Annotated in this window: 23 protein-coding genes and 1 tRNA gene; 12 read left to right on the top strand and 12 right to left on the bottom strand. The window is 43.8% G+C overall.

Annotated features, from left to right (window positions below; genetic code table 11):
* Together QXL29_04590 and tnpA are read right to left on the bottom strand one after the other, a co-directional pair.
* The coding region (locus tag QXL29_04590) for a transposase (GenBank protein MEM2283871.1) at positions 1 to 192 on the bottom strand (192 nt) is incomplete at its 3' end.
* Positions 189 to 617 carry an IS200/IS605 family transposase gene (tnpA, locus tag QXL29_04585; GenBank protein MEM2283870.1) on the bottom strand — a complete coding sequence of 143 codons (429 nt, stop codon included), beginning with the start codon at positions 615 to 617 and terminating at the stop codon, positions 189 to 191. The genes QXL29_04590 and tnpA, both read right to left, overlap by 4 nt.
* Positions 618 to 1,379: 762 nt before the next feature.
* Here tnpA and QXL29_04580 point away from each other — a divergent pair.
* The 3 genes from QXL29_04580 to QXL29_04570 all read left to right on the top strand — a co-directional run bounded on the left by QXL29_04580 (position 1,380) and on the right by QXL29_04570 (position 3,366).
* Positions 1,380 to 2,327, top strand: a complete 948-nt coding sequence (locus tag QXL29_04580) for a DNA methyltransferase (protein MEM2283869.1) — start codon at positions 1,380 to 1,382, stop codon at positions 2,325 to 2,327.
* Positions 2,328 to 2,687: 360 nt separating this feature from the next.
* Positions 2,688 to 2,951 carry an AbrB/MazE/SpoVT family DNA-binding domain-containing protein gene (locus tag QXL29_04575; GenBank protein ID MEM2283868.1) on the top strand — a complete coding sequence of 88 codons (264 nt, stop codon included), beginning with the start codon at positions 2,688 to 2,690 and terminating at the stop codon, positions 2,949 to 2,951.
* Positions 2,908 to 3,366: a PIN domain-containing protein gene (locus QXL29_04570; GenBank protein MEM2283867.1), complete on the top strand. Its 459-nt coding sequence runs from the start codon at positions 2,908 to 2,910 to the stop codon at positions 3,364 to 3,366. Before QXL29_04575 ends, QXL29_04570 begins: the two co-directional genes overlap by 44 nt.
* Before the next feature lie 436 nt (positions 3,367 to 3,802).
* On the opposite strand, the gene QXL29_04565 is transcribed toward QXL29_04570, so the two are convergent.
* From QXL29_04565 to QXL29_04545, 5 genes are all read right to left on the bottom strand, one after another.
* Complete coding sequence (locus QXL29_04565) at positions 3,803 to 4,258, bottom strand: type II toxin-antitoxin system VapC family toxin (protein MEM2283866.1); 456 nt, start codon at positions 4,256 to 4,258, stop codon at positions 3,803 to 3,805.
* The gene (locus tag QXL29_04560; GenBank protein ID MEM2283865.1) at positions 4,227 to 4,496 is read right to left on the bottom strand and encodes a hypothetical protein; all 270 of its coding nucleotides are present in this window, start codon (positions 4,494 to 4,496) and stop codon (positions 4,227 to 4,229) included. Before QXL29_04560 ends, QXL29_04565 begins: the two co-directional genes overlap by 32 nt.
* A gap of 955 nt (positions 4,497 to 5,451) precedes the next feature.
* Positions 5,452 to 5,539 (bottom strand) — tRNA-Ser (locus QXL29_04555).
* A gap of 25 nt (positions 5,540 to 5,564) precedes the next feature.
* The gene (locus QXL29_04550) at positions 5,565 to 5,792 is read right to left on the bottom strand and encodes a 4Fe-4S binding protein (GenBank protein MEM2283864.1); all 228 of its coding nucleotides are present in this window, start codon (positions 5,790 to 5,792) and stop codon (positions 5,565 to 5,567) included.
* Positions 5,789 to 6,604, bottom strand: a complete 816-nt coding sequence (locus QXL29_04545) for an RAD55 family ATPase (protein ID MEM2283863.1) — start codon at positions 6,602 to 6,604, stop codon at positions 5,789 to 5,791. The genes QXL29_04550 and QXL29_04545 overlap by 4 nt, the downstream gene beginning before the upstream one ends.
* 72 nt (positions 6,605 to 6,676) lie before the next feature.
* Between QXL29_04545 and QXL29_04540 the strand changes: the two genes are divergently transcribed.
* Together QXL29_04540 and QXL29_04535 are read left to right on the top strand one after the other, a co-directional pair.
* Positions 6,677 to 7,075 (top strand): DNA-binding protein, encoded by a 399-nt coding sequence (locus QXL29_04540; GenBank protein ID MEM2283862.1) that lies wholly within the window; start codon positions 6,677 to 6,679, stop codon positions 7,073 to 7,075.
* On the top strand, positions 7,072 to 8,433 hold the full coding sequence (locus QXL29_04535; GenBank protein MEM2283861.1) for an FAD-dependent oxidoreductase: 1,362 nt from the start codon (positions 7,072 to 7,074) through the stop codon (positions 8,431 to 8,433). The genes QXL29_04540 and QXL29_04535 overlap by 4 nt, the downstream gene beginning before the upstream one ends.
* 7 nt (positions 8,434 to 8,440) lie before the next feature.
* Here the strand turns inward: QXL29_04535 and QXL29_04530 are convergent, their stop codons facing one another.
* Entirely contained in the window at positions 8,441 to 9,646 is a 1,206-nt protein-coding gene (locus QXL29_04530) for a dihydrolipoamide acetyltransferase family protein (GenBank protein ID MEM2283860.1), read from the bottom strand.
* A gap of 5 nt (positions 9,647 to 9,651) precedes the next feature.
* Positions 9,652 to 11,631: a dehydrogenase E1 component subunit alpha/beta gene (locus QXL29_04525; protein ID MEM2283859.1), complete on the bottom strand. Its 1,980-nt coding sequence runs from the start codon at positions 11,629 to 11,631 to the stop codon at positions 9,652 to 9,654.
* Positions 11,632 to 11,707: 76 nt separating this feature from the next.
* On the opposite strand from QXL29_04525, the gene QXL29_04520 reads away from it, so the two are divergent.
* The 5 genes from QXL29_04520 (at position 11,708) to QXL29_04500 (ending at position 16,561) form a co-directional block, all read left to right on the top strand.
* Positions 11,708 to 12,574, top strand: coding sequence for a cyclase family protein (locus QXL29_04520; protein ID MEM2283858.1), 867 nt, complete (start codon positions 11,708 to 11,710; stop codon positions 12,572 to 12,574).
* 11 nt (positions 12,575 to 12,585) lie between these two features.
* Positions 12,586 to 13,494, top strand: a complete 909-nt coding sequence (locus QXL29_04515) for a winged helix-turn-helix domain-containing protein (GenBank protein MEM2283857.1) — start codon at positions 12,586 to 12,588, stop codon at positions 13,492 to 13,494.
* Between the two features lie 75 nt (positions 13,495 to 13,569).
* Positions 13,570 to 14,727 carry a DctP family TRAP transporter solute-binding subunit gene (locus QXL29_04510; GenBank protein ID MEM2283856.1) on the top strand — a complete coding sequence of 386 codons (1,158 nt, stop codon included), beginning with the start codon at positions 13,570 to 13,572 and terminating at the stop codon, positions 14,725 to 14,727.
* Positions 14,728 to 14,795: 68 nt separating this feature from the next.
* Positions 14,796 to 15,275, top strand: a complete 480-nt coding sequence (locus QXL29_04505) for a TRAP transporter small permease (GenBank protein ID MEM2283855.1) — start codon at positions 14,796 to 14,798, stop codon at positions 15,273 to 15,275.
* Positions 15,272 to 16,561, top strand: a complete 1,290-nt coding sequence (locus tag QXL29_04500) for a TRAP transporter large permease (GenBank protein MEM2283854.1) — start codon at positions 15,272 to 15,274, stop codon at positions 16,559 to 16,561. The genes QXL29_04505 and QXL29_04500 overlap by 4 nt, the downstream gene beginning before the upstream one ends.
* Here QXL29_04500 and QXL29_04495 read toward each other — a convergent pair.
* On the bottom strand, positions 16,542 to 16,868 hold the full coding sequence (locus QXL29_04495) for a lipoate protein ligase C-terminal domain-containing protein (GenBank protein ID MEM2283853.1): 327 nt from the start codon (positions 16,866 to 16,868) through the stop codon (positions 16,542 to 16,544). The two genes, QXL29_04500 and QXL29_04495, sit on opposite strands and share 20 nt — an antisense overlap.
* Complete coding sequence (locus QXL29_04490) at positions 16,861 to 17,724, bottom strand: biotin/lipoate A/B protein ligase family protein (protein MEM2283852.1); 864 nt, start codon at positions 17,722 to 17,724, stop codon at positions 16,861 to 16,863. Before QXL29_04490 ends, QXL29_04495 begins: the two co-directional genes overlap by 8 nt.
* A gap of 137 nt (positions 17,725 to 17,861) precedes the next feature.
* Between QXL29_04490 and QXL29_04485 the strand changes: the two genes are divergently transcribed.
* Entirely contained in the window at positions 17,862 to 20,234 is a 2,373-nt protein-coding gene (locus tag QXL29_04485; GenBank protein MEM2283851.1) for a DNA polymerase II, read from the top strand.
* A gap of 8 nt (positions 20,235 to 20,242) precedes the next feature.
* On the opposite strand, the gene dnaG is transcribed toward QXL29_04485, so the two are convergent.
* Complete coding sequence (dnaG, locus tag QXL29_04480; protein ID MEM2283850.1) at positions 20,243 to 21,499, bottom strand: DNA primase DnaG; 1,257 nt, start codon at positions 21,497 to 21,499, stop codon at positions 20,243 to 20,245.
* A 332-nt stretch (positions 21,500 to 21,831) separates the two neighbouring features.
* On the opposite strand from dnaG, the gene QXL29_04475 reads away from it, so the two are divergent.
* Positions 21,832 to 22,146 carry a hypothetical protein gene (locus QXL29_04475; protein MEM2283849.1) on the top strand — a complete coding sequence of 105 codons (315 nt, stop codon included), beginning with the start codon at positions 21,832 to 21,834 and terminating at the stop codon, positions 22,144 to 22,146.
* The last annotated feature ends 38 nt before the right edge of the window (positions 22,147 to 22,184 follow it).

The following is a 22,184-nucleotide window of genomic DNA, read 5'->3' as shown; positions in this document are numbered from 1 at the left end:
TATTAAGGTTTTGTACTTCTCGTAGAACTCCCCGTAAGTCGTTTTCAGGTCTACTCTCTTGTTCTCGAAGAACATTCTCCTCCTAGTGTAGTTGACTTCGTTCCATAGCTTAGCTGATAGTGAGCAAAGTAGTTTGAGCTTATTCTCCGATTCTCTATCTGTTGCTAGTCTTAGTGTTACTGTTCTCTTCATTTCTTCTTCTCCCACTGCTCCTCCACGTACCTCTTGACAACATCTGCTGACACACTACCAACTGTTGCTACAAAGTAGCTTCTAGACCATAGCTTACCTCTACTAGCACCGGTTTTCAGCTCCGGGTACCTCTGCAGTATCCTCCTAGCACTCTTACCCTTGAGGTAGTTCACCACGTACGCTGGGGATAGTCGTGGAGGACATGAACAAAACACGTGGACATGGTCCGGTAGCACCTCAATAGCTATAGGTTCACAACCGAGCTCAAGTAGTATCTGCCTCAGCACTTCTCTAGCGTATTCAGCAACACCGCCCACCAGAACATCCCTACGGTACTTAGGAATCCACACAAAGTGATAACCACACCAGTATTTTGCATGCCTAGTACTCCTAAACACAAACCACGTCTGAGAGCCACCCTCCACGGCTATCCCAAGAACACATTAGAGAATACAGAGCTTATAAACCTTACCACACCATCCCCGCCCTAAAGGGCGAGGCTTTCGAAATTGTAAATACAGGTTTTAATCTCACTCTCATTGACTCCCATACCTAGATATACTAGTATCAATGATGTAAGTCTAAATGCTGCAACCTTTATTCCAACATACCTATAATACCTATATAACCACCTATTCATCAAGCCGTTCACATCCAGCCTCGCGTACTTTCAGTCTTCTTGATCACCTTCACTGTGCAGTCCCCCTGAATTCACTTAGCAATACTCCGTGAAGGTAGCTCTACTATTTTAAGAGATGTTTGAATACTCGAACTCTCAAAGCTCCCTGACCACTTTTCCGCATGCAGGATTGAACAACTCGATATCATCGTAGATTAGTATCGTACCTAACTCCTCGAGTTGCGTGTAAGCCCGTGGAACAAGTTCAACCTAACAACAACTATCACCAATGAACAGAACCTAGTGAAGTATGGAATAAATCCTCTACTTACCTGACCTTTACTTTATCTTTATTTTTTGATACCTCGCTGATAATCCCTGTAATCTGGTCGTGTAGAACGGTAATCTGTTGTGGATAAGCTGGAATTTTCCTTAACTGTTGAAACCGTGAAGGGGCTCGAAGCTAGTATTGCTTCTAGAGTAGAACTCGCAAACCGCCTTTAGCGCCTAAGGGTTTTTATAATTTCCCCTAGAAAATTCCGTAGTAGGTGCTGGATGCTTGATGCGAATGCGTCTGGTTACGTTCGAGGAGTATCTTGAGTACGTTAAGACCCACAGAGAGGTCGTCATCGAAGATACTGCGATTAGGGTGGGTGAGAAGCACGAGATCAGGGAGTATCAACCTAGGGACTTCACGCTTGAAACCACAACCGTCTGGAGCTTTCCTGAGAGAGGTGATTGGGCTACTCACAGAGGAAACTACAGGGGTAACTGGTCTCCGAGGCTTGTGCGGAACCTTCTCCTAAGATATACTAAGCCTGGCGAATGGGTACTGGACCAGATGTGCGGTAGTGGGACTACCCTAGTCGAGTGCAAGCTTCTCGGGAGGAACGCAATAGGCGTGGACATAAATTACGAAGCCGTAATACTGACCCTGGATAGGCTGAACTTCACGTATAGACCACTTATCCCTAACTGGAAAGAACCTGAAATCAGGGTGTACCACGGTAACGCCGAGAACCTCGACCTAGTTAAGGACGAGTCCATAGACTTCATAGCAACTCATCCACCCTACTTCAACATAATCCCCTACTCCAAGCAGAAGCCTATTCCGGGGGACCTTTCGCAGGTCTACAGCCTGGAGGAGTACTTAAGCGGTATGCGTAGGGTTGCTGAGGAGAGCTTCAGGGTGTTGAAGCCCGGTAGGTACTGCGCTATACTCATCGGTGATACCAGGCAACACAGGCACTACGTCCCAATATCCTTCAGGGTCATGCAGCAGTTCCTAGAAGCCGGCTTCATACTCAAAGAAGACATCGTCAAGATCCAGTGGAACACCAAGGTCACGGAACGGAGGTGGAAGCCGTTGACCAAAGCGGCTTGCGAGTGCTGGGTCGAAGAGAGCAGTAAAGGAAAAGACTTTTACCTGATAGCTCACGAGCACCTCTTCATCTTCCGTAAGCCGAAGAAAGGCGAGGACACAAGCCAGTACAAGCTAAGCATGAAATGGTGCTGACCCCACCCTAAAGTGCGGGGGTTCTGGGGAGGTTTGAAGCTACTTCCCCATTTTTAGGGTTCAGCCCCGCGCCCGATCTTAGGCGCGTTACCCCTACCCCGCATAGTGCGGGGCTTGGGGGTATGGTTTTTGTTTTGAGTAGTATAACGTGATTAGTAATTAAGGTGCCTAGTAAGTGTAAGTCAACTCTTACTACGACAGCCCGTCTAGGTAGTCAACTACTAGCGCACCATACCTAGCCCGAGGCCGTCCTAACAGTCGGCACTTACCCGTACGACAGCTCTAGAGTTATAATCTGTGGGTGTTGTTGCTCGCTATATTTATTAGGTAGTGTAGGTTAGAATTTATTGGTAGTCTGAAATGCCCGAAAGTCTGACAGTACGTGTTGGTCGGAAAAGGACTATAGTCATACCGAAGAAGATTGCAGATATACTGGGCATTGACGAGGGGAGTAGAGTTATGCTTGTCGTAAGTGATAATAAGCTGGAAGTTATACCATTACCAGATGCTATAACTCTCTCGCTTAAGGGCAAGAAGGTCGCGAGAGTAACTCTGAGAGAACTTGAGGAGGAGAGCTTGCGTGAGCAGAAGAAGTATATCGCGGAAACCGAGGGTACTAGTTGATACGACATTCCTTTTACCAGCTCTGGGCGTAGAGATCGAAGAAGATGCTTTAAAAGCTATAGCTCTGTTTAGAAAGCTAGAAATCTACTACTTAGAAGTCGGAATCCTAGAGGCGATGTGGAAAGTACTCAAAGCTATACCACCAGAACATCTCGACATAGTTAAAGTGGGTCTAGACTCTATAAGAAACACGTACAACATGCTAGACATACCCGTAGAAGCATACGTAGAGGCTTACAGAATCTACAACGAGGGCCATAAAGACTACATAGATGCTCTGTACTACTCTACAGCTAGGACAACCGATATTCCATGGCTAACAATAGACGAAGAGTTTATCGAGTTCCTGAAACAACACAATTACAAGATAAAAGGGATTATATACACATTAGAAGACCTTAAGTCAATTATATGAAAAGAGGACTTTTCAAGTTAATTAAGTAAGTGCACATATTCAAAGAACATTGAAGTCAGGCTCAGCAATACTAGTCGGGAAGTCAACACAGAAACAAAGTCTCAAACATCTAAGCAAGGTAGATACGAACCAAACAGTAAAGTACGCACTACTCTAAGGCTTAGAACACTACCTCCTCTACACCTAGCAGCAAGCTTGCCAGCCGAATGCGGAAAGTTCGCTACAATAGATACAGATATAATCAAGGAATCCGACATCATCTTAAAACACTATGCATAGAGGTATCAACACCAAAGGCTCAACTCTATAAACACTAACTATGTTTAAACTACGGCAACATCTAGTAATAGGCTTTAAGCATTTGCACTATTCGTTTATCAAGAATAGATTAATATCAGGCTATCGTTTTTCTTCCTCACTTCTTGAAGGAGACTTGTTAAGTGATGTAGCTAGAGTTTAATCCTTCTTCTAGTGCTACTTGGTGGAGCTTCTTATCTGCGACTAGGAACTCGTCTGCATTTATTGATTTTGCTGAGGCTATCTGTAGCGCATCTGCTTGGTATATGTGGTGTTTCTCAACGATTTTCCAGGCTATTCTAAGCGTAGATAATTTAACTGGTACAGTAACCAGGTACCCAAGCTTAGTAAGCCTTAGAGTTTCGCTCAAGAATCGTTTCTTAACTACTTGGTAGTCCTCAGCTGTAATGATCTCTCTTGTTCTCGACTTATCCAGAACTCCAAGTACTTCACCGATATTCCAGAGACTGAAAGATATCTTGATTAAGCCATTGTAAGCCTGCACGTATAGCTGTCCTACGTATTCGCTACCGGGTTCTTCGATGTACCTCTTAACAATGACGCTACTGTCTAAGTAAACGACTTTCTCTCTCATCCCGCATCTCTCTAACAAGTTCACTAACGGGGGCCTTCGCCTTAACAGGTTTGAAATCCAGTTCCGTATCTAGTTCGTCAACAAGCTCTCTGATAGCAACCTCTAGATCCACCATAAGCTCTTCTCTAAGAAGCCTCTCTAGAGCTTCACTAAGCTCTTGATCCCTTGAAGAAGCAATCTTCTTGAACTCCTTCCAGAGATCCTCATCAACATAAATACTAGTCTTAACCTTACCCATTCCAATTCCCACACCTAGATATACTAATATCGGTATATAAGTCTAGATGTTACAACCTCTATACTAACTTACTTTCCTATCCATCAAGCCATTCACACTAAACCTCATATAGATCGACTAACCGACAACATACTTAACTGCCAGAAACCCGCATAATCAGCTCATCAGCATAGCACATATCCCACAGATGCCCTCTTGACCTCTACAAGAAGAAGTACCTGAACTCCTCCCCGCCCTAAAGTGCGGGGTTCTGGAGGAGGTTTAGAGCTACTTTCCAATTTTTAGGGTTCAGCCCGGCGCCTGGTCTCAGGCGCGTCACCCCTACCACACATAGAGCGGGGCTCGGGGATACGGTTTTTGTTTTTCTCGATACGAGTAACCAACTACTATGACGCGCTCGAGAGGCACCTTATTACCTGTGAATGGTCTTTATCCTCACATCCATTCGCCGAGGCTAAATAATACACTGAAGAGATAGCCCTGGAAGTAATCCTCTGTTTCTCCAACGAGTTCACCATGCACCTGAATTCTTCCCCCAGCATGAATCGCCTTGAACCTATCAAAGGCGATCAATCCACTTACAATAGGCCTCTGATGAAAGGAGACCTAAGGCCTGTGAAGCCAAGAGTTGATAACAAACAACACCGACCTATATGAAACCTGAATCCCATATTATGACTGATAAAACCCGCCCCCGGTGAACAAGACCCTCACGAACTCCACCCTAGTGAGTAGATCTAGCCCTCAACAATCTACGAAGTCCTAGAGTTATCATAGAGTTACCCCTCCATCAAGTCTCTCAATATACTTTTTATACCTCGAAGGTGTATCCACATCGCGGGGGTAACCAATGCCCTCTACCTGGAGGGTTAAAGTTGTGAAGGGTAGGTTCTACCTATACCATGGGGATAAGTACGTTGGTCCTGTGGAGGGTATCGTGGGTGTTTATGAGGGGTGGCGCCGGGGGCGGGATTTGAACCCGCGCGGGGTGTTCCCCCACCGGCTTAGCAGGCCGGCGCCCTACCAGGCTAGGCGACCCCGGCTCTATTATTTCTTTTTATTCGAGGGTTAAAAGTGTTTCGTAATTGTTGTTTGTTTATGTTTTAGTGTGTTGTGTTCTGCTTTGACTTTTATTGCTTTTTGCGGGCATAGTGGTTCGCACGCTTTGCAGTATATGCATTTTTCTTGTTCGTATATGAGTTTGTTTTCTTCTATTCTGTAGACTTTTGTTGGACAGTAGTTTACGCATTCTCCGCAGAGATTGCATGTTGGTTCTACTGTTATAGTTACTCTCAATCTTCACTACCTGAGAGCATCTTCTTCAGGCTCTCTACTTCCCTCACTTTCTCTTGTAGTACCTTGGCTAGTTTTTGAGGGTCTACTGCAGCTATTCCTTCACTACTTATTACGTAGGGTATCCACACAGGGTTTGTTGGCACGCCCCTCATCTTCCTAACTAAGAGTTCCTTGACCGGTATCCCGTACTCCATGAGTGAGGGGTTGAACCTAGTCTCAATAACTCCATCAACTAGGTACTCTAAGTAGTTAACTACTTCCTGAAACGTCTCTGTTGTCGTGTGTATTGTGGCAATAACTATGTTCCCCAAGCCCTTACCGACTATTGCTCGAAGACTCTTTATAAAGTCTAGAAACTGAGAAACCTCAAACTTTAGAATCAACTCGTTGAGTGAGTCTATCAAGACCATCGTAGAGCCTCTCGTAGGGCTTGACGCGTCACTCACAGCATATATTAGAGAATTAAGGTCTCTAACCTCCAACTCCCTAACAACCCCGCCGACAGACTTCTTGAATGGACCTAACCTAAAGCTAAAGCAATCTACTATCTTGAACCTACCCTCACTAACATACCTGCTAACATCCCACTTGAAGTAGTCGTAGAGAGCGAGCAGAGCGTCAGGAGAATCATCGAAAGTCACGTAAACTACCGCATTCTTAGAGTCTCTCAAGAAATTCCACGATAAGTTGGCGAGCATCACAGACTTACCAACGCCTCCAGGACCTAAGAGCAGAGTTAATGACCCGTAAGGTATCCCAGCAGGTAGAGCGATATTTAGAGGGTTTACTCCAGTCGAGAACACCTTACTCACTAAACACACCAACTACAATATCTAGAAACAAATTATTAAAACTTAACTAATACACATAAGTAGGTGAAGTAGTTGATTAAGGCTGTCAAGCTAGAGGAAGGTTCTATACTCCCCGACACTATAGAGAGAATAATACTTGAGGAAAGACTTAAGGGAGGCTTCATGATAGGGATCGGCGGCCTTAAGAAAGCCGAAATAGGGTACTTCAACCCAGTAACCTCAACCTACGTGACGGAATTCATAGACTCGGGTGAGGAAGGGATGATCGAGGTAGTCTCACTAGTAGGCAATTACTTACTGAGAAGCAACGGCACGGTCTTCACCCACCTTCACGTAACACTTAGTCGAAGAGACTTGGGAGTTAAGGGAGGTCATCTAGTTAGAGGTGTTGTGAGGCCACACATAGAGATATTCTTAGTAGAAGTTGGTGAGGAGCTTAAGAAAGTATTCAGGCATAGGGACGTAGGTTGAGTAATAAGAGAGTGTGTGTCGTTGGTGGAGGGCTAGCAGGGCTCTCCACCGCATACCACTTACTGAGGAGAAGAGAGGACCTGAAGATAACAGTGTTAGAATCTAGCAACAAGGTCGGCGGACTACTTAAGAGTGAGATGTTAGGTGGTTACCTATTCGATATTGGCGGCTCACACATAATATTCAGTAAACACCTCGATAAACTCAAAGAAATGCTCTCTTTTCTTAAGGGTAATCATGTGAAGCACTACAGAAATACTAAAGTATATTATAAGGGCACATACGTTAAGTACCCCTTCGAGAACGGCTTGCACGACCTCCCGCCAGAAGAGAGATTCGAGTGTGTTTGGGGTGCCGTAGAAGCGTATGTTAAGAGACTAAAGAATGAGTTGAGAGAACCTCAAAACTTTCTTGAGTGGCTACCCTACGTGTTTGGTGAAGGTATAGCTAGCAAGTATCTAATACCCTACAACGAAAAGATATGGAAGACAGACTTAAGCGAGATAACTCTCGAATGGGTTGAGGGCAGAGTACCTACACCGCCGATTAAGGAGATAATAATGAGTGCTGTAGGGATTAACGTAGAGGGGTACACACACCAGCTCACTTTCTACTACCCCACATCAGGAGGTATTGAAGCACTCGTGCAAGGATTACTTAGCGAGATACTGAGTAGTAAGAGAGTTGAGGTACTTACTAATCAGGAAGTAAAGAGAGTTAGCTTCTCAAGCAGGGATAGACTGTTAGTAGAGACTAGAGACTACTGTTTTGAGTGTGTCTCCGTCGTGTATACAGCATCATTAAAGAGATCACGTGATACCTTCAAAGAAATTCTAGGAGGATTAAGTAATGACCTCGAGAAATTGAGGTCAGTACCGATAGCTGTAGTAGGGCTGGGAATCAAAGGTGAGGTAAGACCTTACCACTGGGTATACCTACCAGACAAGAAACACCTACCACACAGGATAGCAGTATTAAGTAATTTCTCTAGAAGTAACGCGCCGCCTGAGGGAGCCTCCATAATAGCTGAAGTCTCTTTCAAGAACGAAGACGAGCTGAGGTCAGTGCCTGAAGACCAGTTAGTTAGGAAGTCTTACGAAGACTTGCTAGAGATAGGTCTAGTAAAGAATCCTGAACTTGAGGTCAGCAAAGTATGGCGCTGGAGGGACGCCTACATAATATACGACAAAAACAGGCCTGAAATACTCAAGAAAGCAGAAGAGGAATTAAGGAAGCTGGGAGTATTCATAAACGGAAGGTTCGGTGCTTGGGAATACCTAAACATGGACGCAACATACATGAAATCAGAGAAGATCGCTGAGGAAGTCATAAAATACGTGAGACATGCTTATAGTTAGGTGTATTTCAGCCCGTCACTACCAGTAGGTATGGATTCTCGATGTATTCCCTGACCTTCCTCAGGAAGAGAGCGGCTTGTGCACCGTCAGTTACTCTGTGGTCAAACGTGAGGCTCAGTACGAGATACTTTCTCGTAGTGAACCCTTTGGTGGGCTCTACGACTACCTTGTCGTGTATTCTGCCAACACCCAGTATCGCTACGTGCCCTGGATAAATAATAGGTGTGAAAACATCAACATCATACATGCCTAGATTAGAGACCGTTATCGTCGCACCCGCCACTTCTTCTAAGCTTAGAGAGCCTTCACGAGCCTTCTTAGCTAATTCTTCTAGCTCCGCGGATATCTGAAATACCGTCTTAGTATCAGCGTTCCTTACGACTGGAACGATTAACCCTCCTTCAAGAGCTACTGCCACACCAACGTTTATGTCTCTATATATCCTCAACTTATTACCTTCTAAGCTCGCGTTAAATTCTCTGTAGTCTCTCAGAGCACTAGCTAACGCCTTCACAATGAAGGCAGTCACCGAAGGTCTCCTGTCTTTAGGTAACGCATTTCTAAGTTCTTCTAACCTGTCTGCGTTGACTTCCATAGTTATAGTAGTCAAAACCATCTCTCTAGCAGACCTAATCAGATTTTCAGCTATCCTAAGCCTCATAGGACTTAGAGTCCTCTCCTCAAGCACTGTCAGGCCTGCTTCAACCACCTTGGGAGCTACACTCTTTATCTTCTCTACGTAAGCTTTAACTTCTTCCTGAGATATTATTTCCCTGTCTGGAAAATGCCTCCATACATCATCTAAGCTAACCCCTAATTCTTCAGCCAGTTTTCTTGCGGCGGGAGTCGCCCTAACCTTACCTACAGGCTTGGCTTGAACAACTCCAGAAATTCCTGCCATCTCAGCCTTTCCTTCAGATATCGTAGGAGTTGGTTGTGTAGGCACTCCCGAAATGATCCTCTCTAACTCTTCCTTGCTCTCAGCTATCAGGGCTATCGTTTCATTGATCTTAACCTTACTACCTTCCTCGTAGAGTATCTTAGCTAGGAAGCCTGAAGCCGGTGCCTTGACATCCCCGACAAGTTTTTCAGTCTCTATGGTTGCTATGATTTCATCAGCTTCGACTCTATCTCCGACTTTCTTCAACCACTCAATTATTCTCCCCTCAACCATGGTTAGGCCTAGCTTGGGCATCTTTACTTCTATAACCACTACAATCACCTCTTGAACATTGCTAGAATAGACTTGACTATCTTGTCTTTATTAGGCAGGATCTCTTTCTCTAGTGTTGGACTGAAGGGTATTGGTGCGTGGCCTGCGTTGATTCTTACAGGCCTAGAGTCTAGGTAGCCGAAAGCCTCCTCCTCAACAGTAGCTATAACTTCTGAAGAGATACCGCAAGGTCCCCAACCCTCGTCAACTACAACTAACTTCATAGTCTTCTCAACAGACTCTCTCAAGGTCTTACGATCTAGCGGGTAGAGAGTCCTTAAGTCGATTACTTCTGCGTCAATACCGTATCTCTCTCTAAGTTCCTTAGCTGCTTCAAGAGTTTCATGTAGCATATAAGAATAAGTAACTATAGTCACGTCACTGCCTTCTTTCTTAATACTTGCCTTACCGAGAGGTATCACATACTCCTCCTCCGGCACCGGCCCGCTCATTCTGTAAAGCTTCTTATGTTCTAAGAATATGACTGGATTGCCGTCACGTATCGAAGCGAGGAAAAGTCCTTTAGCGTCGTAGGGAGTGGCTGGAGCTACTACCTTCAAGCCAGGATGATTAACAAACATTGACGCGTTCGTTGATGAGTGTTGAGCGGCAGCCGAGATTCCAGCGCCTATCGCGGCGCGCACTAAGATGGGTATCTTGAATTGACCCCCGCTCATGTACCTTAACTTAGCTGCATGATTAAATATGGCGTTCATGGCCAGGTAGAGGAAGTCAGCGAAACGATGCTCTACAACTACTCTAAGCCCGGCCATCGCAGCACCTACGGCGATTAGAGTGAAGCCGTCTTCAGAGATTGGGGTGTCTATGACGCGCACGTCAGCACCGTGCTTAGCTGCTAGACCCTTAGTAACTCCCCATACTCCGGCAGCTACTACATCCTCACCCAGAACTATCACGTCGTCGTGAAGTGTCATCTCATAGTCTAGCGCTTCTCTGACTGCTTCTACGTAGGTTATTATTCTATTTCCCTGGGAGGGCTCCTTATATTCTAGCTTGTTTTCGCTATACACGTAATCTAAAGCAGTCTCTGGTTTTGGATAGGAACTACTCCGAGCGAAGTCTACAGCCTCGGCTACCTCTTTCTCTACCCTAGACTTTATCTCCTCATCTTTTTCTTTGTTGAGGAACCCCTCACTAATTAGGTACTCACGGAACTTCACTATCGGGTCTCTTTCTCTTAAGAACTCTTCAACTTCATCCTTAGGTCTGTAGTGTTGCGGGTCTCCCTCGAAATGCCCTCTTACCCTGAGTGTCAGGGCTTCAAGTAGCGCGGGCCCCTCACCGCCTCTTATCTTCTTAACGAGTTTCTCGGCAGTCTCGTATACCTCAACAACGTTTGTCCCATCTACAGTGACTCCCTCGATGTTATATGCTGATGCCCTCTTAGAAACTCTATCAACTGACAAGGACTTCTTGACAGGTGTTGTTGCAGCGTACATGTTATTCTCACACACGAAGAGTACAGGAAGCTTCCATATAGAAGACATATTTAGTGTTTCGTGGAAGACTCCAGTGTTTGAAGCTCCATCACCGAAGAAAGCTGCTACGACGTTATCTTTACCTCTATACTTTATAGCTAGAGCGACACCCGCTGCTAAACCTATTCCGCTCCCGACTATTCCGTTAGCTCCCATAACGCCTATACTCACGTCTACGGCATGCATAGAACCTCCCCTACCTTTGTTGAGGCCAGTCTCTTTTCCGTACAGCTCTGCCATTAACTTCTTTAAGTCGACCCCCTTAGCTATTATGTGTCCGTGACCCCTGTGAGTGCTGACAATGTAGTCGTCTCTTCTCAGCGCGTGGATTACTCCAGTAGCTATAGCTTCCTCGCCGATGTATAAGTGTATGAAGCCAGGTATCTCACTACTGTAAAACAGCTTAGCTACAGTCTCTTCAAATATTCGGATCTTCAACATAGTCTCGTAGAAACTCAACAACTTATCCTGACTTAAGTCACTCATGTAATACACCAAAAAATACTCGCGACTGCATGTAAAAGATTTAAAGTCTTAAAAGTCGTATATTATGGATGATTATATGAGAGTATATGATTTAACAGCACCTCTATGTCTTGAAGGCGACGAGATTAAGATACCTAAGCCCAAGTCAGCTGAGATAAGCTTAGAACTAATAGGTCATGACTTACTCTTAAGTGGCACGAAACTCTTTAAATACCTAAGCAACAGTATAAGGTTCGAGCTACACTTAGGCACACACATGGACTTACCGTCAACGTTCGCGTACCAAACAGTCGACCCTACTAATATGCCCATAGACTTCTTTATTAGAGAAGCACTAATAATTCACGCAGAAAGAGACTACTCAAAGAAATCTCTCACGCTAGATGAAGTCAGAAATAAAATAAACTTAGGAGAATTCGCTGAATTGTCTAGGGAACGTAGACCAGCTCTATTATTTAAGACTGGAATGTCAAAATATTGGTGTCGTGACAACCAGAAGTACATGAGCTTTCCCGGCTTATCAAAGAGTCTAATCGAGTTCATAGCTTACGAGCTTGAACCCCCCTTCATAGGTATTGACGCTATATCTATAGATAGAACCATAGAACACCGCTCACTCAGCCTATACACTAACATAGACGAAGAATTCATAAACATTCTTAGAATGCAAGAGTATACGGCTTTATTAGGTCATGACATATTGTTGAGAAAAAATATTTACATACTAGAGAATCTAGATATGAATGATATCCCTCAAGACGTCAATAGAGGATTGTTGATAGCACTCCCGTTATTTAGGTTCACATCACTTACAGAGAAAAAGACGTTGATTACCGCACTCCCCTGTAGAGTCATATTCTTGCCTGAACCTGAGGGCAGCATAGAAGAGGTCATAAAGAAGTTAAGAGCATTAGAGAAGGAACTCTCTGAAATTGTAAAGTAGAGGTGTTGCTAGTGGCGAGCTTAATCAGCAAGCAGGGCAAGCATTTATTTAAGCACTTTAAAGCATTAGGCAATCCGATCAGGTTCTTGATAATTTATAAGATGCTGGACGGCAGACCCTACACGAAGAACGAAATACTCGACTACGTGAGTGCTTTGAGCGGAGTTCCCCAAACTACGGTAGATAGGCATTTCAGGACACTACTAAAGTATGGCATAATAAGAATGACTGGCAAGTCACATAGCTACGGCGAGAGGGGCAGAAAGCCTTTACTGTATGTGCTGGCAGTAGATTCTCTAACTTTCTATGCCAACCTCTTCACGTACTTACTAGATGGGGTTACTGACAGGCGCTTAAAGCTCATTGAGAGAAGCGTAAGCGAGACTAAAACTCTTCTCGAATCAATTAATTATGTTAGGCTGGGACTATACCTAGTTGGGCGTGAATTGAGTGAGGAAGTAAGTGTCAACTTATCTAAAACACTTGATTCTTGTATTTCCTTGATCTCCCTAGTTAGAGAGACTGTAAGACCTAAAACTCCCGTAATCGATTGCGAGAACGCTATAAAATTACTAGATAAGATGTCTTCAAGTCAGATGTTACTAAGACAGATCTCTCAAGACAAGATGAGAGAACTCCTATACGTTGCTCATATAGAGTCAGGCTTACCTGTTGAGAAGCTAGGTCTCCTATTAGGGATTAAATCTCAGACTAAGCTCGAGGAATACGACGATTTATGGAGAGAAATTGAGACCTCTTACAATAGTGATTTAACTACTTTCTTAAAACTTCTAATAAGTAATGCTAAATGTACTGATGTAGAGGGTTCTTACGTGATTAGCTTAACTAATAACTTGATCAAGTATTTTTCTAGCAGTATTACGAACCGAGACATAGTTCGCTTAATTTTAACTATCTAGGCCAAATCTTTTTCTGACTAAAAAGTACTTAATTTTTATAACTTATAGAAACGATTTCCCCATGTGGTGTAATAAATGAAATCTGTTTATATTATTAGCATAGGTATTGTTATAATAGTTGTAGCAGCTGTCATTGCTTTAGTAGTTCCGTCCTTAATGAGCCCGCAAAGTACTACAACACCTACGACACTTCCTGAAAAAGAGTATAAGTTGAGTGTTGTCGTAGGTCCTCAGTCCCCGTGGGGTCAGGCTGCTCAAATGTTTGCCGATGAGGTGTATAATAGAACAAACGGTAGAATTAAGATAAGAGTATATTTCTCTGGTCAGTTATTTGCTGGACAACAAACAAATGAATTTCAGCTCTTATCACAGGGTGTCGCTGATTTTGCTATTGGTTCAGTGATTAATTGGGCTCCTGTTGTTAAGGAGTTAAATCTATTTATACTGCCCTTCTTCTTCCCTGAAGGAGGAAGCAAAGGAGATATATACAAGGCAGTAGACGCGGTCGTGGAAGGAGAAGCGGGGAGACGTATACTGCAGATATTAGAGAGTTACGGGGTAATAGGACTGGCTTGGGGTGAAAACGGCTTTAGACAACTAACTAATTGGAAGCAACCAGTAACTAAGCCGGAAGACTTGGCTGGTCTTAAGATAAGAGTTGTTGGGTCTCCTATATTCATAGACACTTTCCAGGCACTAGGAGCAGACCCTACGCAAATGAACTGGGCCGACGCTTTAACGGCTTTTCAGCAAAGAGTAGTTGATGGTCAAGAAAACCCCATAAACATAGTGATAATACCTTATAAACTGTGGGAATACCATAAATACATAACGATATGGAATTATGCTATAGACCCACTAATCTTTGCTGTAAACAAGAATACGTGGGAGTCTTTCGACGCGAACACAAAACAAATAATCTTAGAAGCTGCAAGGAAAGCTGCTAGGTGGCAGAAAGCGATGGCTAGGGTAGGACTAGATGACGGCACAGCATTAAACATTCTGAAGAATGAATTCAAATACACACCAGAAATAACAGACCCTATAAGCTACCTACAGAGTAAAGGCATGGAGGTAACGTTCCTTAGTGCAGAACAGAGGGAAGCCTTCAAACAGAAAATGGCTGGCGTTTATAGTAAGTGGGTCCCTACGATTGGTAATGAACTAGTTCAAGCAGCAATCAATGACATAAGAAACAAACTCGGCATAACGGTCCAGATACCCACGTCTTAGCTCATGATTTTTTAATGGAATATCGTGTAGAGAAATCCTGTGAGATAGATATATTTGGGGTCAACATGATGAGGAAGAACAAGGTTCTCACAACACTCGCCAGCAATATCGAGGAATACGTGTCAGCGATACTCTTATTTTTAATGTTTCTAGTAGCCTTTATTAACGTGTTATCTAGATATCTTCTAAAAGCCTCACTAGCCTTCATAGAAGAAGTAGAAGTAAACTTTTTTGTCTGGGTAACTCTACTAGGCATAGCTATAGCGTTTAAGAGAGGCTCACACCTAAGCATGAATTTCCTTAAAGAGAAGACACCACAAAATATCCAGAAATTCCTAACAACCTTGGGTCTAGTTTTAAGTCTCTCTGTTTTTATCGTGGTAATATACTTGACATCAGTGTTAATATACAGAGAAATAACCGTCTACCGCACGTCTAGCATGGCTCTAGACATACCGATGTGGGTATACTATACGGGCATGTTACTCTGCTCGTTAGCCGTGACTGCTAGGATAACGCAACGTATTATACGGGTGAGGACTAAGTGATAAGCCCCTCCATATTAATACTTCTGATCTTTATAGTCATACTCTTGACTGGAGCCCCTATAGGGACTGCTTTAGGCGTGGCATCAATATTCTCTATATGGTACTACAATTATGGCGTGAGCGTCATAGCACCTAACTTCTACGGCAACATAGCTAAGTTCCCGCTCCTCGCAATACCATTCTTCGTGTTTGCTGGAATAGTTATGGAGAAAGCTGGTGTAGCTGAGAAGATTACCAAGTTCATTAAAGCGCTCGTGGGTTGGTTGCCTGGAGGACTTGCAATAGCGACAGTTCTCATAGGTACGTTTTGGGGAGCCGTATCGGGCTCCGGACCCGCGTCTGCCGCTGCAATAGGGGTCATCCTGATACCCTATCTCATCAAGGCAGGCTATGGAAAGGCATTCTCAGCGTCTCTAGTTGCTACGGTGGCCGGTCTCTCCATAATTATCCCACCGAGCGTCGCTTACATAATATACGGAACTATCCTCAATGTATCCATAGGAGCTCTTTTCATTGCTGGAGTAATACCTGGACTCATCTTAGGAGCCGTGTTGTCTGTGACCGCTTATTTAATTTCTTTGAGGAGGGGGTACAGAGGGTCTGAAAAACCTTCTCCAAAAGAAGTTTGGATAACTTTCAAAGAATCTATTTCAGGGCTCTTAGCGCCAATAATAATATTAGGCGGCATATACGCAGGTGTCTTCACACCAACAGAAGCAGCTGTAGTCGCGGTAGCTTACAGCCTATTCTTAGGTTTAGTAGTCTACAGAACGATAACCCTGAAAGACGTAATAAAGATACTAGCTGACTCAGTCGAGGTTTCTTCAGTAGTCATGTTCGTTGTTGCATTCGCAGGACTCTTCTCGTGGGCAGAACAGACAGCAGGGTTAGTGGAAGCTACTGTAGGGTGGACCCTAAGCCTCACTCAAGAACCTCTGTTTGTGATGTTGTTGTTCATGGTGATACTGTTGTTTGCTGGAATGTTCCTTGACGCTATCTCGATCTACTACATATTCCTACCGATAATGCTACCGATAATAAATCACTTTGGCTGGGACCTGATATGGTTCGGTGTTTTAATGACTATAAATCTAGCGATAGGTCAAGTAACCCCGCCAGTAGCTGTCAACGCCTACGTAACGTCCAGAATAAGTGGTGCTAAGCTTGAGGACATAGGTAAGGAGAGCATCCCTCTACTGATAGCCGTGTTCAGCGTCCTAGTCTTGCTGATACTGTTCCCACAACTAATTCTCTGGCTACCTAACCTCATGAAGAGAAGTCCTTGAGAAAACTTTCTTGATTTTGTTGCAGGACCCTAGACAAGACTTCCACCACGTCTTCCATCGTTATGCCACTAAAGTCTAGTTTTTTCTTCTTCAACAACTCACTGACTAAGGCAGTCACCTCCTCTCTCTTTACTTCAATCTTAGCGAGTTCTTGAAGAAGTTCTTCGAAGTCTTCTGCAGGGTCCACGAAGAAATCTCCTGAAATCACGACTCCCTTTACTAAGTCCTCAAAGATTTTAACACATACTTTAACTATCTTACCGCCAGCGTGTTTCTTCTCACCACAAACTATCAAGGCTTTACTCAAGACCTAACACCTCAATAAACTTTTCTTGTTTTTCTGAAGGTCTTGCGATTTCCTTCAATGCTTCATATTCTTCATCGCTGACCAGGTCTCTTACCTCATCAACGTACTTAAGGTTCCACTCAAGCGTTGCGTACTTCTTCTTGTAGAGGTCGAGAGCCTTCTTTAACTCACTCTTCTGCGGCTCACTCCACTCAATCTCAAGACCTAACTTCCTACTCAACGCTTCTGAAATCGCTTTATAGAGTTCCTCAGGTCTCACGGTCTTTCCAAGTACTTCATTAACTGTAGTTACTCTCTTAACCCTACTCTGAGTAAACTTCTTGTCAGAGAGTTTCTCTCTAGAAATCTTGAGGACCTTCCAGAGTATCGATATGTCACTTGAGACTAGCATAGCTCCATGTATGAACACCCTATCGTGTGACCTGCACGCAGCCATGCCAGACACCTTCAGCCCATCAACTTCTATATCGTTTAGAGGGCGGTAATACACTTTATTAACTCCTAAGCTACTTAAAGCCTCGACGACGGCTGACCCAACGACACTAAAAGACTCCTCAATACTGAGGTTATAGCCCGGTAAAGTAAGTGCGTAATTCACGTTGCCTAAGTCATGATACACGGCACCACCGCCAGTAAATCTCCTCACTAACTTAATACCGAGGTCTCTAGCTTCAACAGCGTTAATCTCAAGTGGAGGAGACTGAAACCTCCCTATAACCACTACCTTATCATTACGCCAGAAACGAAGTGTAGGTTGCTTAGATTCGGTGTAGAAGACTTCCTCAAAAGCCAAATTAAAAAACTGATTCTCAGGCCACTCAGCAACAAACACTCTCAAACTTCTAGAATTACTCATAGACTCCGCCTCAATTCTTAAATAAAGACGCCGCATTTAAGTATTTCAGTATAAGAAAGTCTCAAATACTCTCATCACTACTTAAGAATATTTCTTCAGAATTATTACCTCCTAAACAATTACATTATGGAGTAAGCATGAGACTCAAGTTTTACTTGATTGACGTGAGTTATGAAGTCGAAAATAACTTACCGGTGATAATGCTTTGGGGTCTTAACGAGAATTCCGAACCCATACTTATTAAAGACTCTTCCTTCAGACCGTACTTCTACGCCCTCTTGAAGGAAGGTGCTGACGTAGAGAGTATTGTGAGGAAGGTGAAGACTTTAAGCAAGCCTAAGTCTCCCATAATAGACGTGAGTGAGACTGTTAAGAGGTATTATGGCAAGCCAGTCAGAACACTCAAGATAACTACGGTAATTCCTGAAGCCGTACGCGAGTATAGAGAAGAGGTCACTAAGATAGACGGCATCACCGAATTCCTTGAAGCAGACATCAGGTTCTCTATGCGTTACATACTAGATAAAGACGTCTCCCCTTGTAGCTGGTATGAAGCTGAAGTCGATGAAGTACCCTCAGGTAGTTTCAGGGTAAAAAACACCTACATGTTAAGAGGAGAACTCAATAGACTAGAAGATTCAAGGCCCCCGAAACTTAAGATCCTCGCTTTCGACATAGAAGTCTACAGTCCTCTAGGGTCTCTCATGCCTGAGAAAAATCCGGTGATAATCATAGCCGTAGCTAATGATGAAGGAGAAGTCAAGGTATTAACTAAGGAAGACGGAGAAAGTGACGCAACACTAATTGAAGAGTTTGTGAAGTATGTTAACGAGTACGACCCAGACGTGATAGTAGGGTATAACTCTAACATGTTTGACTGGCAATACCTCCTCCAGAGGTCTCAGGTACTTAAGGTAAGACTTGATGTAGGGAGGGTTAAGGGAGGGATTCCTCGCCAGTCAGCTTACGGGCATATATCAGTTCCCGGCAGACTACACGTAGACTTATACAACTTCGCTGAAGAAATACCTGAAGTCAAGATAAAATCTCTTGATGAAGTCGCTGACTACCTGGGAGTAATGAAGAAATCTGAAAGAGTTTTAATACCGTGGCATGAGATACCTAGATACTGGGACAATAAAGAACTTAGAAATATTTTGATTAAGTATGCGAGAGACGACGCTGTCTCTACGCTACTACTAGCTAGGGAGTTCCTCCCCTTCGCGATCCAGTTATCTAACCTGACAGGACTCCCTCTAGACCAAGTCGGCGCTGCTTCTGTTGGGTATAGGCTTGAGTGGTACCTGATGCGTGAGGCGGTTAAATACGGAGAACTCATACCTAATAGAGTTGAGAGACCTTACGAGCCCTATAAAGGCGCTATAGTGCTTGAGCCTGTTAAGGGTGTGCATGAAGACATAGTAGTGCTGGACTTCACCTCCATGTACCCAAACCTAATGATCAAGTATAACGTGAGCCCCGACACTTTCGTTACGGGAGATTGTGACGAATCAACGTGTTACCTGATTGAGGAATTAGGCTACAAGTTTCTTAAAGAACCGCCGGGCTTCTACAAGAATGTCCTCACGACACTACTCAAGTTGAGGGCCGAGATACGTTCCTTAATGAAGAAGTTAGACCCTGAAAGCCCTGAGTATAGGATCCTTGACGAAAGACAGAGAGCACTCAAGATTCTCGCTAACGCGTCTTACGGCTATATGGGTTGGGTCGGGGCAAGATGGTATTTTAAAGAGGGTGCTGAGAGCATAACTGCCTTAGGGAGGAGAACAATATCTAAAGCTATCGACTTAGCTAGGAAGCTGGGCTTGAAAGTCGTGTACGGCGATACAGACTCTCTTTTCGTTAGCTACGTGAGAGACCTAGTAAACAGCTTCATTAGCAAAGTGTATGAGGAGTTAGGTCTTGAGATTAAAGTAGACAAGATATATAAGAGAGTTTTCTTCACTGAAGCTAAGAAGAGATATGTAGGGTTAACAGAAGACGGTAGAATAGACATCGTAGGTTTTGAGGCTGTGAGAGGCGACTGGACTGACATAGCTAAAGACGTTCAAGAAGAAGTAGCTAAGATCGTGCTAACAACTAAGAACGTCAATGAGGCAGTAAACTATGTCAGGAGAATCATAGAAGAACTGAGAACTAATAAAGTAAGTTTAGAGAAGCTAATCATATGGAAAACTCTCACTAAGAAGGCTGAGGAATATGAGGTAGAGGCGCCGCACGTAACTGCAGCTAAGAGGCTCGAGAAGCTTGGTGTGAGAGTAGATGTAGGCAGTAAGATAGGCTACGTGATAGTTAAGGGTTCGGGCGGCATATCTTCTAGGGCAAGGCCATACATAGAAGCCAAGCCGCAAGACATTGACGTCGAGTACTATGTGACTCATCAGGTAATACCTGCTGCACTCAGGATATTATCGTATTTTGGCATCACAGAAAAACAACTAACTGCCCCTAGAGGAAAAACACTCGCAGACTTTCTCAGCAGGAAGTGAGGCCTTACCTACTGAAGTAGCTCGTCAAAAGTTAAGATAATTAAGTCAGCAGGTTTCTTCGTTATGGTAGCTACCCTATAACACAATATGAACTTTACGTTCTTGACTGCCGCCGCATCAATCAGTCTGGGTGTGGCGACGCCGTCCATAACTATCGCATAGACGGACTTCTCAGTAGTCAATATATAATCGACTAAGTCCTTCACAGGTATTTTATCTACCTCACTCCAATTCTCGTCATATAAGAGAGCTTCTAGCGTGCCCTTCAAGCTGTTTATTACGTCAAGGACTTTATTAGGTATCATATAAGTCTCTAAAACCTCAACAGTCTTAGGGATAGCTTCAGTCTCAGGAACTTGAATAGTGGTAGCTTCAGTCACTCCAGTCTCGGCAGTCGTTGCCTTAGCTGGTGTAATTTCAGCTGCCAACGACTGAAGGAAGGTTTGTAAGGGTACTGCATTCTTCAGCGCTTTCTGGATTTCCTTACCCGTGAGCTCCTCGACTTCACGCCCGCTAGGAGCTCTAGCTACTGCGTCTATCCTGATCACATTAGCTAGGTTTTTAGCTATCATAGCACCTACACGATCGCCATCAACAAACACCAAGACTTTTTTCTTGTTGTTAGCTAAGTTGATGAGAGTTTTCGGGATCTCGCCCTTAGCTCCCTCAACAGCTATCACGTTCTTATAGCCGTACTTGAGAAGATTTATTACGTCTGCCCTCCCCTCAACTATTATGAGAGTGTCTGAAGTCTCTACCTCAGGACCTGCAGGCAGCCTCTCAGGCCCGTACTCAATAATCTCACCTACTTTTACGGCCTCACTAATCTGTGCTAAGACTTCCTTGATATCTACAGCCTTCTCCTGCATTATGTCTCTCAGTATTTCTTTAGCTCTCTCTATCACCTTCTTTAGCTTTTCTTGCCTCAAATCAATTATCTCCACGACTTTAATCTTAGTAGTGTAGGGGCCAACTCTATCTACAGTCTCTATCAGGGCCGCTATCAAGGCTGTCTCAACTTTATCGAGATTTGACGGTATTATTATCTCCCCGACAGTCTTGCTATCAGATTGCTTAACCTCGACAGTTATCCTGCCTATCCTACCCTTATCTTGGAGTTCTCTTAAGTCGTATTCAGGACTAAACAAACCTTCTGTTTGCCCGAAGATAGCGCCAATAATGTCTGGCTTCTCAACCACACCAGCAACTTCTATCTTCGCTCTAACCACATACTTCACTACAGCATCACCTAAGTTAAGCGCCACTAAATATAAACTAGTAAGACTAATAATAAGCGCAACAAGCGTGGTCAGACCTCTACAAAGATCGCGAATTTTTAAGACACTAAAATAAGAAAACTTAAAACCTGATGTTCAGCTAACAATCTACGGGGAATCTAGCAAGGTGCTTTAAATGATTAATGAATTCACAGATAATAGGGCAAGAACTCATGCCGTGAGCTTCTGTAGAGAGAAGTGTTCGGAGTATTCCTTCAGGACCAGCGACGAGTTTAGAGAATGTGTTGAGTCTTGTGTTAAGGAGGTTCTGCAACTTTCACGGCGTTAATATTTAATAAGGCTCATACACTCAACACTTAGTGAGTAATTTGAGTCCTCCACAATGTGAGAGAACTACGAAGGAGTTGATGCCTGCTGTTAGGGCTGCCCTAGCTATAACTATGGTTAGAGACTATGGCTTGAGTGTTTATAAGACGGCTAAGTTGCTCGGCATAGCTCCTGCAGCAGTCTCTAACTACTTGGCTGAGAGAAGGTCTAATAAGAGGCTAGTTAAGAAACTTCTAGAAAATACCGAGTATGCTACATACGTTAAAGAATACTCACTAAAGATAATAAAAAATGAAGTCAAAGTAAATGAAGTGATATGCTTTTTCTGCAAGCTCTACTACACATAGCTAAATCAGCCCACTTTAAATCTCTTCATAAAGGCTTC

The organism is Zestosphaera sp. (assembly GCA_038843015.1).
Lineage (GTDB): Archaea > Thermoproteota > Thermoprotei_A > Sulfolobales > NBVN01 > Zestomicrobium.
The sequence above is the reverse complement of the archived record's forward strand: the minus strand, read 5'-3'. Positions and strand labels throughout refer to the sequence as shown.

Excerpts from the sequence above, each read along its gene's own strand:
- QXL29_04505 (MEM2283855.1), top strand. The coding sequence starts at position 14,796 with ATGAGGAAGAACAAGGTTCTCACAACACTCGCCAGCAATATCGAGGAA.
- QXL29_04525 (MEM2283859.1), bottom strand. The coding sequence starts at position 11,631 with ATGAGTGACTTAAGTCAGGATAAGTTGTTGAGTTTCTACGAGACTATG.
- QXL29_04510 (MEM2283856.1), top strand. The coding sequence starts at position 13,570 with ATGAAATCTGTTTATATTATTAGCATAGGTATTGTTATAATAGTTGTA.
- QXL29_04580 (MEM2283869.1), top strand. The coding sequence starts at position 1,380 with ATGCGTCTGGTTACGTTCGAGGAGTATCTTGAGTACGTTAAGACCCAC.
- QXL29_04575 (MEM2283868.1), top strand. The coding sequence starts at position 2,688 with ATGCCCGAAAGTCTGACAGTACGTGTTGGTCGGAAAAGGACTATAGTC.
- QXL29_04520 (MEM2283858.1), top strand. The coding sequence starts at position 11,708 with ATGAGAGTATATGATTTAACAGCACCTCTATGTCTTGAAGGCGACGAG.
- QXL29_04565 (MEM2283866.1), bottom strand. The coding sequence starts at position 4,258 with ATGAGAGAGAAAGTCGTTTACTTAGACAGTAGCGTCATTGTTAAGAGG.
- QXL29_04560 (MEM2283865.1), bottom strand. The coding sequence starts at position 4,496 with ATGGGTAAGGTTAAGACTAGTATTTATGTTGATGAGGATCTCTGGAAG.
- QXL29_04485 (MEM2283851.1), top strand. The coding sequence starts at position 17,862 with ATGAGACTCAAGTTTTACTTGATTGACGTGAGTTATGAAGTCGAAAAT.
- QXL29_04490 (MEM2283852.1), bottom strand. The coding sequence starts at position 17,724 with ATGAGTAATTCTAGAAGTTTGAGAGTGTTTGTTGCTGAGTGGCCTGAG.